General features: G+C 65.4%; 10 protein-coding genes. 3 read left to right on the top strand and 7 right to left on the bottom strand.

What is annotated here, in order from left to right; all coding sequences use genetic code 11:
• Positions 1–2: 2 nt before the first annotated feature.
• The 3 genes from ASD23_RS06850 to ASD23_RS06840 all read right to left on the bottom strand — a co-directional run bounded on the left by ASD23_RS06850 (position 3) and on the right by ASD23_RS06840 (position 3257).
• A complete protein-coding gene (locus ASD23_RS06850) occupies positions 3–821 on the bottom strand; it encodes a carbohydrate ABC transporter permease (protein WP_199470574.1) in 819 nt (272 codons plus the stop codon).
• Positions 818–1822 carry a carbohydrate ABC transporter permease gene (locus tag ASD23_RS06845; RefSeq protein WP_056012671.1) on the bottom strand — a complete coding sequence of 335 codons (1005 nt, stop codon included), beginning with the start codon at positions 1820–1822 and terminating at the stop codon, positions 818–820. The genes ASD23_RS06850 and ASD23_RS06845 overlap by 4 nt, the downstream gene beginning before the upstream one ends.
• 118 nt (positions 1823–1940) lie before the next feature.
• Entirely contained in the window at positions 1941–3257 is a 1317-nt protein-coding gene (locus ASD23_RS06840; protein ID WP_056008542.1) for an ABC transporter substrate-binding protein, read from the bottom strand.
• A gap of 273 nt (positions 3258–3530) precedes the next feature.
• Here ASD23_RS06840 and ASD23_RS06835 point away from each other — a divergent pair, with 273 nt between their 5' ends.
• Complete coding sequence (locus tag ASD23_RS06835) at positions 3531–4553, top strand: LacI family DNA-binding transcriptional regulator (RefSeq protein WP_056008539.1); 1023 nt, start codon at positions 3531–3533, stop codon at positions 4551–4553.
• Positions 4554–4557: 4 nt separating this feature from the next.
• Here the strand turns inward: ASD23_RS06835 and ASD23_RS06830 are convergent, their stop codons facing one another.
• Positions 4558–5592, bottom strand: a complete 1035-nt coding sequence (locus ASD23_RS06830; protein ID WP_056008536.1) for a LacI family DNA-binding transcriptional regulator — start codon at positions 5590–5592, stop codon at positions 4558–4560.
• Positions 5593–6553: 961 nt separating this feature from the next.
• On the opposite strand from ASD23_RS06830, the gene ASD23_RS19390 reads away from it, so the two are divergent.
• The gene (locus tag ASD23_RS19390; RefSeq protein ID WP_056008533.1) at positions 6554–6937 is read left to right on the top strand and encodes a MerR family transcriptional regulator; all 384 of its coding nucleotides are present in this window, start codon (positions 6554–6556) and stop codon (positions 6935–6937) included.
• A complete protein-coding gene (locus tag ASD23_RS06820) occupies positions 6934–7905 on the top strand; it encodes an aldo/keto reductase (protein ID WP_056008528.1) in 972 nt (323 codons plus the stop codon). The genes ASD23_RS19390 and ASD23_RS06820 overlap by 4 nt, the downstream gene beginning before the upstream one ends.
• Positions 7906–8111: 206 nt before the next feature.
• On the opposite strand, the gene ASD23_RS06815 is transcribed toward ASD23_RS06820, so the two are convergent.
• The 3 genes from ASD23_RS06815 to ASD23_RS06805 are packed head-to-tail and all read right to left on the bottom strand — an operon-like array spanning position 8112 to position 12378.
• Positions 8112–9830: an amidase gene (locus ASD23_RS06815; RefSeq protein ID WP_056008527.1), complete on the bottom strand. Its 1719-nt coding sequence runs from the start codon at positions 9828–9830 to the stop codon at positions 8112–8114.
• Positions 9827–10864: an agmatine deiminase family protein gene (locus ASD23_RS06810; RefSeq protein WP_056008524.1), complete on the bottom strand. Its 1038-nt coding sequence runs from the start codon at positions 10862–10864 to the stop codon at positions 9827–9829. Before ASD23_RS06810 ends, ASD23_RS06815 begins: the two co-directional genes overlap by 4 nt.
• On the bottom strand, positions 10864–12378 hold the full coding sequence (locus ASD23_RS06805) for a purine-cytosine permease family protein (RefSeq protein ID WP_056008521.1): 1515 nt from the start codon (positions 12376–12378) through the stop codon (positions 10864–10866). Before ASD23_RS06805 ends, ASD23_RS06810 begins: the two co-directional genes overlap by 1 nt.
• Positions 12379–12396: the final 18 nt, after the last annotated feature.

The raw sequence follows: 12396 nt of genomic DNA, 5'->3' as shown, positions 1-12396 counted from the left end.
GTTCATTTGACGGCTCCGGCCACGAGGCCCTTGTAGATCCAGCGCTGCAGGAACAGGAACGCGACGAAGGTCGGCACGATCACGAGGATCGTGCCCGCCGCGATCACCTCCCACTGCGCGCCGAACGGCCCCTTGAAGTTGAACAGCGAGGTCGAGATCATGCCCTCCGACGGCAGGTACAGGAAGGGCAGGTAGAACTCGTTGTAGATCGCGATGCCCTTGATGATCACCACGGTGGCGATCGCGGGCTTCAGCAGCGGCAGGATGACGCGCCAGTAGATGGTCCAGCGGTTCGCACCGTCGATCATGGCCGCCTCGTCGAGGGAGATCGGGATGCCCGCCATGAACTGCAGGAAGATGTAGATCGCGATGATGTCGGTGCCGAGGAAGAGCAGCACGAGGGCCGCCTTCGTGTTGAAGAGGCCGAGCCCTGAGATGATCTGGAACGTCGCCACCTGGCTCGTGACGCTCGGGATGAGCGTGGCCACGAGGAAGAGGCCCATGATCAGCTTGCGACCGCGGAACTGGAACCGGTCGATCGCGTAGGCGGCCATCGTGCCGATGATGATCGTGCCGGTGAGCGAGATGATGAGCACGACCGTCGTGTTGATGAAGCCCTCCACCATGTCGCCGCTCGTGAACGCCGTCGCGAAATTCTCGAAGTTGAGCCAGTTCACAGGCGGGGTGAGGGGGCCGGTCGAACCGTACTCGTTCGAGCTCTTGAAGCTGGCGAAAAGCACGACCGACAACGGCAGGATCACGAAGACCGCGGCGATGATGAGGGAGGCGTACTTTCCAACGCCGGGCAGTACGCGGGTCACGTGAGGTCCACCTTCTCGTCGGGGAAGAGCTTGCGTTGGATCCAGGTGACGACGAGCACGATCACAAGGAGCACGACGGCCATCGCGGAGGCGAGGCCGACCTGTCGATACGAGAACGCCGTTTGCAGGGTCTGGATCACGAATGTCGCGGTGCCGTTGGCGCCGCCGGTCATGATGAACGGGATCTCGAACACCGAGAGCGCGCCGGCCACGGCGAGGATGAACGAGAGGCCGATGATGCGGCGGATGCCCGGGAAGATGATGTTCGTGAACTGCTGCCACCGGCTCGCGCCGTCGAGTTCCGCGGCCTCGTAGAGGTCACCGGGGATCGACTGGATCGCGCCGAGGAAGAGTACGAAGTTGAGGCCCGTGTAGCGCCAGACCGAGGTCCCGGCGAGCGAGTAGTTCGCGATCGATGCGTCGCCGAGCCACTGCGGCGGGTCGCTCAGTCCGAACCACGAAAGCACGGTATCGAGCGTGCCGTCGGGCTGGAACAGGTAGAGGAAGACGAACCCGATCGCGACGCCGTTGATCAGATACGGGAAGAAGATGACCCCGCGGAAGAAGTTCGAGAACTTGGTGCTGAAGCTGAGCAGGGTGGCGAAGTAGAGGGCGAGCGCCATCTGCACGAACGCGCCCACGAAGTAGTAGAGGCTCACGCCGAAGACCGAGAAGATCCTTGGGTTGGTGAAGACCTCGACGTAGTTGTCGAAGCCGACCACGTTCTCGATCCGGCCGAGGCCGTTCCAGTCGGTGAAGCTGTACCAGATCATGTTCGCCGCGGGCAGGTAGGTCAGCAGCAGCAGGAGTCCGACCGCACCGACGAGGAACAGGTACGGGGTGAACCGCGAGATGAGTGGCTTGCTGCCGGCCGGGCCGCTGCGGCGAGGTGCCCGGACCGCGCGGTTGGCGCGCGTGGGCGGGGGGTCCTCGAGCGATGCGACGCCGTGAAGCGGACCGGAGATGCCCACGGGGTCGGGTCCTGTCGTCGACACGGACATGCGGTGCTCCTTCGTCATGCACTCGGCCGTTCGGGGTCGGGCTCGGTGCGGTGGTGCGGGTGGTGCGGGATGCAGGGAGATCCCGGCGCCTCGGGCCGGGGCGCCGGGATCCGAAGTGCTACTCGGCCAGTTCGTCGACCGCCGCACCCCACTGCTCGTTGAGCTGCGCGAAGAACGACTTCTTGTCGCCGTCGGCCTGGCCGCGGGCCACGTCGATGAGCTTCTGGCGGTAGATGTTGCCCCAGACGTCGACCTGGGACAGGTCGGCGGTGTCGCTGAAGAGCGACTCCTCACCCGCGGGTGCCGCGGCGATCTCGAGCAGTTCGGTTCCCGATTCGCTCAGGCCGCTGAGGTTCTCCGGGAGATCGGCAGCCTTGATCGCCGAGATCATGCCCTGCGTGTCGGTGAAGCCCGAGTCCTCGATCAGCCAGTTCATCCAGGCCTCGGCCGTCGCCTTGTTCGACGAGTTCTTGTTCACGCCGAGGAAGTAATCGCCGGCGACGGTCGCGTACTGCTGGCCCTCGAGGTTCGTCGGGAACGGCATGAATCCGACGACACTCGGGTCGGCCCCAGCATCCGTCGCCGCGGCCTGGAACTGCGAGATCGCCCACGAGCCGAGCACCATCGCACCGATCTTGCCGGTCGCGAAGTCGCCCTTCGACTGCTCCCAGTTCGTCGTGAGCGGGTCGGCCTCGGTGAGGCCCTGGTTCACGGCGTCGAAGAGCAGCGAGTCGAGCGCGTAGATGTCGGTGCCCTCGGTCCACGGTGCCGGGTCGTGCGCCATGACGGTCTGTGCGGTCGGGTCGCCCGTCACCGCGCCGATGATGTTGGTCCACTGCCCGCCGAGCGGCCAGCCGTCCTTGTAGTTCGTGTAGAGCGGCGTGACGCCCTTGGCCTTGATCGCCTCGAGGTCGGTGAGGAACTCCTCGGGCGTGGTCGGCAGGTCGGTGATACCGGCGTCGGCGAACACCTCGGTGTTGTAGAGCACGCCGTTGGCGTTGCCGCCGAGGGCGAGGCCGTATTGCGTGCCGTCGACCGTCTTCGGCGCAAGGAACTGGTACGTGTCAGCGAGGTCGGCGGCATCGCCGAGGGGCTCGAAGAAGTCCGCATACTGATCGGGCGAGACGCCGTTCGGAATGAGCAGCACGTCGCCGTAGCCGTTGGGCGTACTGAGACGCGTCTTGACGTCATCCTCGTAGTTGGTGATCGCCTCGACCTTGACCGTGGCGTCGGGGTACTTCTCCTCGAACTCCGCGACGTACTCGTCCCAGGTGCCGTCGGTCTCCAGGTCGGTGCGGTTGGTGAGGAACGTGATGTCGCCGTTGACCTCGCCGGAATCGCCGCTGTCGTCGGTACCGCCTGCGGCGCACGACGTCAGCAGCAACGTCGCGGCGGCCACGGCGGCGAGGCCGACGATTGCCTTGCGTGATGCCATGTGAACTCTCCCTTGTGTGTGGTCACCCTCGGAATGCAGTCGAAGGTGCCCTCGACAGCGGGGGTGGCAGAAGTGAGCATACGCATTTCTAAAGCGCTTTAGCAAGTGCTAGTGTCATCGCTGTCTCGTTCTGTCCCCGGATCGGTAGTTTCCCCGATATAGCGCCTGGCCTCGCGTTTCTTCGGGTGCGACAGTTGCCGGAATTCGAAAATGTCTTCCCGAATGTCTCACGACAGACATCGGCCGGCACCACCCCAAATGTGAGGAGAATTTATGGCCGTGCAGACCAGGGCGACTTTGCACGATGTCGCGCGGCTGGCCGGCGTCAGCGCGAAGACCGTCTCACGCGTCTACTCGCAACGCGACCTCGTCGCACCCGACACCGTCGAGCGCGTGATGAGCGCTGCGAAGCGATTGCGCTTCCGACCGAACCTCCTCGCCCAGAGCCTGCGGCGCGGCGGCGGGGCGACGACTGTCGGATTCATCATGGGCGAACTGCTGAACCCCTTCTACTACACCGTCGCCGCGGGCATCGAGCGAGAACTCGCACTGCACGGGTTCGCGCTCATCGTCGCCACGACCGACGATTCCGTCGAGGGCGAGGCTCGCGTCGCGGACACGCTCCTCTCCCAGCGGGTCGGGGCGCTACTCATGATCCCGGTGGGCGAGGATCAGTCCTATCTGGAGGGCGAACGACAGCTGGGCACACCAGTCATTGCGATCGACCGACCAGCGCGCGATCTCGTCGCGGATTCTGTCGTTCTCGCCAACCGTGCCGGCGCGTATGAGGCGACCAGAGCTCTCATCTCGCGAGGCCACCGACGCATCGCCTACATCTGCAATCCGGCGTCCGTCTATACCCAGGTGGAGCGGGTCACGGGGTATCGCGCCGCATTGGCAAGCGCGGGCATCGACCCCGATCCGCGCTGGGAACGTCTGCTGGACGACCCCGCATCCTCTCCTGAATCAGTCGTGCGCGATCTCATGGTGCAGCCGTCCGTCCCGACGGCGATCATCGCCGGTAACAACCGCGTCTGCATCGGCGCTGTACGGGCGACCCTCGAGATGCCGGCGCCCCCGGCCCTCATCGGCTTCGACGATTTCGAGACCGCCGATGTCCTCGGAATCAGCGTGGTCGGACACGACCCGATGGAGATGGGCCGCCGTGCCGCGCGCCTCGCCGTCGAACGTATGCGCGACCCAATTGGTTTCACCACGCAGCTCGAACTGCCGACCAGGCTCATCGCGAGAGGAAGCGGGGAACGCGCTCCAGCTCTTTCCGAATCGTCCCGTTGATCGATCAGGCCGGTCCGGTAGATCCGCGAACCACGAGGCGCGGCGTCTCGTCGAGATACGCCCCCCGCTCGGCACCGTCGATGAGGTCAAGCAATCGACGGACCACGTGCGCGCCGAAGCCAACGACATCGCGTCGGAGGGCGGTGAGCTGCGGAAAAGTGTGCTCGCAGAGCACGGAATCGTCCCATGCGATGATCGATAGGTCAGACGGAACGGAGAGACCACGTTCCATCGCCACGCTGAGACCCGTGACCGCCATCACGTCATTGTCATAGATGATGGCCGTCGGGCGATCGGCTTCGTCAAGGAGCGACCTCGTCGCGACCCGGCCGGACTCGGGCAGGTAGTCGGTCCGGGCGATGGTGGAACTCAGTCCGAGCCGCTCGGTCTCATCGAGGAATGCAACCTCGCGAACCGCGGTATGCGCGAAGCGATCGAGGCCCGCGACCCGGGCGATGCGCCGATGGCCGAGACTGGCCAGGTATCGCACGGCTTCGCGCATGGCAGTGTCGTCGTCGGTCGAGACGCTCGTGAGGCCATCGGCGACGCTCGCATCCCCGACAACGACCGTCGGTAGGTCATCGGAGGCCGCGAGCAGGTCGACCCGAGGGTCATCCGGAGTGAGATCGACCAGGAGTACGCCGTCGACGCGTCTCGTCGCGCGCCATTTCGCGATCGCCTCGAGCTCAGCCGCCGGCGTCGGCACGAGTTGCATCAAGAGTGCGTAACCGCGAATCGCGAGTTCCGACTCCATGCCCGCGATGAATCGCATGTAGAAGGTCTCGATGCCAAGCGTGTCGGGATCGCGGGCAAGCACCAGCCCGATCATCTCGGTGCTCGCGACGGCGAGCGATCGCGCGGCGGTTGAGGGAGCCCATCCGAGTTCGTCAGCGACCTGACGCACGCGCTCTCGGGTGGCCTCGGAGACTCCGTCTCGGCCGTTCAGCGCGAAGGACACTGCCCCGATGGAGACGCCCGCCCGCTCGGCGATGTCCTTGATGGTGACTCGCCTTGCCTGCGGGGCTCGGTTCTTTGCCACGGCTACTCCCCGGCCTTGTCTCGGCGTGTCGGTGCGCCGACCTGCGAGACCGATGGAAGGAGTTGAATGTTGCGCACACGCACAAATCTACGCCCTTCGCCGAGCACCGACTGAGTCGTCGCCGGACTCCCCTAACCGGGGGGACTCAGCACGATGAACGATCGCCCTCCATGGGGTGGCGGAGCCCCGCCGCCCGGGGCGGGACATCCTCGAACCAAAGCCAGGCCGCTTGCTGATGTCGTCTATCGTGGCAATCGCGACTGCAACGCCAATTCGCTGGCGCCTGGCGGGCAACCGTCTCGGAGCAAGCTCCTCCAGTGTCATGCCGACGACCAGGGATCTCGAAGCCTACAGTCTCGTTGCTAGCCGAAGGAGATGTCCTCCAAGTAGGACGTGGGCCCCGAGCGAGGACTCGTGCAATACAGATTTCAAGCCGGATCGAGCGGGTCGTCTCCTAGGCCGGCATACTCCGCGGCCAGCAGGTGTCAGCGAAGAAAAAACCCAGATCAGAGGCTATTTGTAGGGCGGACGGGACTTGAACCCGTGACCGATGGACTCTCCCGATAGTGGTCCACCGGATCTCGAATCTCGGCTAATGCTCGACCAATCTCGACGTGACCGGGGATTTCTCGCCGATCCTGAAACTGCGCATTCAAGACTACTCGGGATACCTCGGAGCAACTCGACCGGGCTCGGATCGAATAAACGTTGGATAAACGTGAACGCATCAAGTCGCGATCGCGTTCCTTTGACTCGACTCCAAGTGCGCGCTGGCTGGCCCGGGCGAGGCCACCGATCAGCGATTTCGGCCAAGTCACCCGAACCTTCAGCAGTCCCTTCTTAGAGTCATCGATTGTGTTCGGGGCCGATGCGCCCTCCTTGAATACTGCGGGAAAGGGCCGCTGAGCATTTCCTGAGTGCGCCTTGACTTCGAGCGCACTCGAAGTCCTATCTTGAGTCTGTGAAGTCGGTCCAACACTCCTTGTCCATCGCGGAAGCCGCCGAACGCACGGGTCTCAGTACGCACACCCTGCGGTATTACGAACGAGCCGGGCTCATGTTGACTGCGGTCGATCGTGCCTCGTCGAGGCATCGGCGATACAGCGATGACGACATCGTGTGGGTGGGGTTCCTGACGAAGCTCCGGTCCGCGTTGATGCCGATCGCACAGGTGCGCGAGTACGTCGACCTCGTCCGGCTAGGCGAAGCGACCAGGGCGGCCCGGCTCGACCTGCTTCAGCGGCATCGCGTGAGGGTCGTCGCGAAACTCGATGACATCTCGCAGGCTCTCTCCGCCATCGACGCGAAGATCGCCATCTACTCGAAGGAAAGCGGAAACGAATGAAGCACATCACACTTGGAACGCTCGACGTCTCGCGCCTCGGCCTCGGCTGCATGGGAATGTCGGCGTTCTACGCGGGGGCCGGCACCGACGACGCAGAGTCCATTCGCACGATCCATCGCGCGATCGACCTGGGAGTCACGTTCTTCGATACGGCCGAGGTCTACGGGCCCTACGCAAACGAGGAACTGCTCGGGCGCGCGCTCCGTGACCGACGCGACGGTGTGGTGATCGCGACCAAGTTCGGTACGATCCGCCATCGCACCGACGGTGCACATGGATTGGACGGCAGCCCCGAGAACGTCCGGCTCGCGGTCGAGGGCTCGCTCACGCGGCTCGGCGTCGATCGCCTCGACCTGTACTACCAGCACCGGATGGATCCGGCGACGCCGATCGAGGAAACAGTGGGTGCCCTGGCTGATCTGATCGGCGAAGGCAAGATCGCAGGCTACGGTCTCTCTGAGGCGGCACCGGCAACGATCCGGCGCGCGCACCAGGTGCATCCGGTGACGGCAGTGCAGACCGAGTACTCGCTCTGGACGCGCGATCCGGAGCAGGAGGTGCTCCCAACGGTGCGCGAACTCGGCATCGGGTTCGTGCCGTACTCCCCACTCGGGCGCGGCTTCCTCACGGGGGCGATCCGCTCCACAGACGCGCTCGAGCCGGGCGACTTCAGGCGCAGCACCCCACGCTTCGCGGGCGAGAACCTCGACCAGAACCTCCGCATCGTCGAGGCCGTCGAATCGGTTGCCGCCGAGGTGGGCGCGACTCCCGCCCAGGTCGCGCTCGCGTGGCTCCTCGCCCAGGGCAACGACATCGCACCCATCCCAGGGACGAAGCGGGTGAGCCGGCTCGAGGAGAACATCGCGGCCGACGACATCATGCTGACACCTGCTCAGCTCGCGGCGCTCAACGCTGTGCCCGCCCCGTCAGGCGACCGGTACACCGACATGTCTCCGCTCAACCGCTGAGTCGACCGCGCGCACAGAGACCACTCGGCCCAGAACAACGGACGCGGAAGGCGCCGTGGGAGGAGGTAGCGCAAAACGCTGGACTGGGGAAACCCGGTCCAGCGTTTTGCGCGTTCAAGGTACGCCACGCGCACGCTCCACGCCGCGCATCTGGCAGGCATGGGCAGCTGAGAAGCGCGCTGCTGACCTGCGCTCCTGAGTCGATGTCAGGGCGTACGCGCCGGCGGTACGCGACGCTTCCCAGTACGTTCGAACGCTGAGGCGAAGCGCAACAGCGAGACGTCGCTGTACGGAACGCCCGCGAAGGTGAGCCCCACGGGCATTCGAGTGTCCCTCATGACACCCATCGGCACCGTCACCGTCGGGATTCCGAAATGCCGGATCGCGATGTTGCCGTTGGCTACCCAGACGCCGTTCCTCCAGCCCGCGTCCGCGGAACTCGGATTGACATCCATGTCGGCGGGACCGAGGTCCGCAACGGCAGGGAACACGACGGCGTCGAGATCGTGCTGGTCGATCCACTCGTCGAGGTCGCGGCGACGCGTCTCTTCCAACCCAGCGATGCCTTCCGCAAGAAACGGGATCTCGGTGAAGTGCGTGCGGGGGTTGGCGGCGATGACCGCGGGGAACTGTTCGACGCCATCTTCGAATCCCTCGTAGCGGTCGGGTAGCGCCCCGGGGGGATCCGGGAAGATCATGTCGCCGTCGATCTGCGCGAGCGTGCACAGTTCGGGGTCACCGTTCGCATTGAGGAAGTCCTCCCACGACCAGGCAGCGAGATCTACGAGTTCCGCCTGAAGGTAGTCCGTGCTTACGAGCCCCCGCGACTTGATGGTCGGGGCACCGGCGCGGTCGCCTTCGTAGTTCGATACGAGTGGGAAGTCGACTTCCACGACGGTGGCACCAGCCGCCTCCAGGTCGCGGCGGGCTGCCTCCCACAGTTCGATGATCGAGGCGCGTGTGTCGATGCGCTGACCGGTCGGCCCGCCGATTCCGCCGGGGATGCCGGTGCCTGCGTCCGGGTCCCGGTTGATGTACATTCGGGGCACCCCGAAGCGTTTGCCGCGCAGAACGGTGTTGGCCGCCTTGACGGTCGAGCTGGCTACCTGCGTGTAGCTCTCGGGGCGATGTGCGAGCACATCGGGGATGTCGAGCCAGTGCTGCTCGCGCCAGAAGTCCCCACGAGTGCGGTGGTCGGGATGCACGATCGTATCCAGCAGGACGAGTAGGTCGTCCATCGTGCGGGTGTGGGGCACGACCACGTCCATGGTGGGCGTGAGCGGCCAGTTCCCTCGCATCGAGATGAGCCCCCGGCTCGGCGTGTATGCGCAGAGCGCGTTGTTCGAGGCGGGCGCCCGTCCGCTCGACCAGGTCTCCTCGCCGAGCCCGAAAGCGCAGAGCGATGCCGCCGTCGCACTTCCCGAACCATTTGACGATCCGGAACCGAAGGCCGAGGTGAGCCACTCGGCGTTGTACGGGCTCTCGGCACGCCCGTACGCACCGCGCTGCATGCCGCCGTTCGCCATCGGCGGCATGTTCGTGAGTCCGATGAGTACGGCGCCGGCGGCCCGAAGGCGTTCGATGGTGAAGGCGTCATGTTGAGCGACGAGCTCGGTGAATGCGGGAGACCCGGCCGCGGCGGTCAGCCCCTTCGCGAGATAGCTGTTCTTGGCCGAGTACGGGATCCCGTCCAGGATGCCGAGCGTCGCGCCTCGAGCGCGCCGCTCGTCGGACTCGACGGCTTCAGCTCGGGCTCGGGAACTCATGACGACGTATGCGTTGAGTGCCACGGGTGTGCCGGCCGCGTCGTACTGTTGGATGCGCTCCAGGTAGGTGTCGAGAAGCTCGACGGCGGTGGTGCGGCCGTCCGCGAGGGCCGCGGCCAGATCCCGGATGGATGCCTCGACGACGTTCACGGGGCTCATGCGGTGGCGACCTTCGGCTGCTGCTGGGTGATGCAGTGGATGCCTCCGCCATCGGCGAAGATCGGCCGGGCTTCGATGGTGACTGCTCGGCGCCCGGGATACGCGGCTTCGAGGATCTCCCTCGCTTTTGCATCGGCTTCGGGTTCTCCGAAGCCGCAGGCGATGATGCCATCGTTGACGACGAGGTGGTTCACGTAGCTGTAGTCGACGAAACCTTCTTCGTCGTGGAGGATCGCCGGAGCGGGCAGCTCGGTGACCCGGAACCCGCGTCCCGCGGCATCGACGGCCTCCGACAGCATGGTTTTCAGCTGTCGTGAGACCTCGTAGTCGGGGTGCTCGGGGTTGGTCTGGGTGTGCAGCAGGACTTCGCCCGGCGAGGTGATCGTGGCCAGCATGTCGACGTGCCCGTTGGTGCCGAAGTCCTCGTAGTCGCGCGTGAGTCCGCGGGGCAGCCAGATCGCCTTGGTCGCCCCGATGGTGCGAGCGAGTTCGGCCTCGACACGCTCCCGGTCGGCATAGGGGTTGCGGCGGGGATCCAGCTGGACCGTCTCGGTGAGCAAGACGGTGCCCTCGCCGTCGACATGGATGCCGCCGCCTTCGTTCACCAGCAGCGAGCCGATCCTGGTCGCGCCGACCAGCTCCGCGACGAAGCGAGCGTTCTCGTTCGCTTTCTCCCAGCGCGACCACGAGTGCGCGCCCCATCCGTTGAACACCCAGTCCACCGCGCCGAGCTGTCCGGGTCGTTCATCGTCCAAGACGAAGGTCGGTCCATGGTCGCGCATCCAGCACTCGTCGATCGGAGTCTCGAACAGTTCGACGGAAGCGCTCAGCATGGAGCGAGCCCGGCGCGCCTCGGAAGGGTCGACGAGCATCGCAACCGGCTCGAACTCGGCGATCGTGTTCGCCACTTCGGCCCAGGCCCGGTAGGTGGGCTCGCGGCTCTCTTGAGAGCCGCCGAGCGCTGGGCCTTCGCAGGGGAAGGCCATCCAGGTGCGCTCGTGCGGGTGGGTCTCACTGGGCATCCGCCAGTTCATCACTGTTCCTCCAGTTGGTGGGTGAATCGGTCTGCGTGAAGATCTCGGAGGTCACGCGCTCCCCCGGGGCGGCGTGCCGGGTCATTGAATGGTGCTGTGGTGCACCACAACACGGCGTACAGTGCTCCGGCGACCACCGGCGCCACGATCGCCGAGAGGTCTGCACCGTCGAGGGCCTGCGCGATCGGGCCGACGTAGAGCGTGGTGTTCGCCATGAGGAGCGCGGCCCCGGTGCCGACCAGTTGCGCGATGACGCCGGGCCAGAACCAGCCGCCCGAGTACCAGAACGGGGCACCGGGTCGTTCATCGTTCAGCGCGATGCCGTCATAGCGATTCCGTCGCAGGAAGATGTCGACCGCGTAGATCGCAATCAGCGGGCCGAGGACGGTGACCGTGAGCTCCAGGGCGTACTCCATCGTGTCGAGGAATCCGGGAGACAGGAAAGTGAGCCAGTACGCGGCCAGGGTCGCGATGAGACCTGTGATCAGCACCATCACGAAGCGAGACGCTCTGACGCCGAGCCCCTGGGCCGACAGACCTGCCGAGTATGCGACCACGGCGTTGTTGGTGATGCAGCCGACGATCACGATCCCGAGGAAGACCGGGGTGAACCACGGCGGCACGATCTCGTGGATCGTGAGCTGCGGATCCGTCATGTCGATCGCCGTCGCGGCGAGGATTCCGAGCAGGCTGATGAACAGTGTTGGGATCACTCCGCCGAGCCCGGTCCACCATGCGACCGCGGCCTTCGATGTCGTCGCCGGCAGGTACCTCGAGTAATCGGCTCCGGTTCCCCAGGACAGTGGCCCCGAAGCTACGATCGCGTAGCCGAGGAGCAGCGCGGCCCAGTGTTCTCGGGGTTCGAGCGGTTCCGCCGTGTAGCCGTAATCCGCTTTGCTGAAGACGAAGAACCCCAGTACGACGAACGCGAGGGCGAGTGCGGCCGAGAAGTAGGGTGATGCCTTCACGATGGCGTCGTAGCCATACACGCTGAGCACGAAACTCGCCAGCGCGATCACCAGAAGCACCGCCCACGCGGTGTTCGAGGGCACGTGGACTCCGAGGTGTTCGAGCAGTGCGAGCGTGGCGAACGTGGCGACCGTGAGATTGATGATCTCGTAGAAGAGCCCGATCACCAGCCCCTGGCCGGCACCGAAGATCCGGTTGCCACGGATCCCGAACATCGCCCGCATCACCGTGACGCTCGGCGTGCCCGACGCCGGACCGCTGACCGACAGCCAACCGACCGCGATCCACCAGAGGCTGCCCAGCAGGGTGACGATGATCGCCTCCCACACGTTGAGCCCGATCAGAATCAGCAGTCCGCCGAAGGTGAAGGACAAGTAGTTCACGTTCGATCCCATCCAGACCCAGAACAGGTCGAACGGGCGACCGTGTCGCTCTGCGTCGGGGATGAAATCGATCCCGCGCACCTCGACGGGCGACGAGTGGACGGGCTGCGGAGCGGGGACGCCGTCTTCGCGAGGAACGGTGTTTCCGGGGCGGGGGGTCACAGTCACTCTCCTTCGAGC

The organism is Agromyces sp. Root1464, from assembly GCF_001427265.1.
GTDB lineage: Bacteria > Actinomycetota > Actinomycetes > Actinomycetales > Microbacteriaceae > Agromyces > Agromyces fucosus.
The sequence above is the reverse complement of the archived record's forward strand: the minus strand, read 5'-3'. Positions and strand labels throughout refer to the sequence as shown.

Coding starts and splice junctions, on each gene's coding strand:
- ASD23_RS06845 (WP_056012671.1), bottom strand. CDS start 1,822: ATGTCCGTGTCGACGACAGGACCCGACCCCGTGGGCATCTCCGGTCCG.
- ASD23_RS06840 (WP_056008542.1), bottom strand. CDS start 3,257: ATGGCATCACGCAAGGCAATCGTCGGCCTCGCCGCCGTGGCCGCCGCG.
- ASD23_RS06835 (WP_056008539.1), top strand. CDS start 3,531: ATGGCCGTGCAGACCAGGGCGACTTTGCACGATGTCGCGCGGCTGGCC.
- ASD23_RS06820 (WP_056008528.1), top strand. CDS start 6,934: ATGAAGCACATCACACTTGGAACGCTCGACGTCTCGCGCCTCGGCCTC.
- ASD23_RS06815 (WP_056008527.1), bottom strand. CDS start 9,830: ATGAGCCCCGTGAACGTCGTCGAGGCATCCATCCGGGATCTGGCCGCG.
- ASD23_RS06810 (WP_056008524.1), bottom strand. CDS start 10,864: ATGAACTGGCGGATGCCCAGTGAGACCCACCCGCACGAGCGCACCTGG.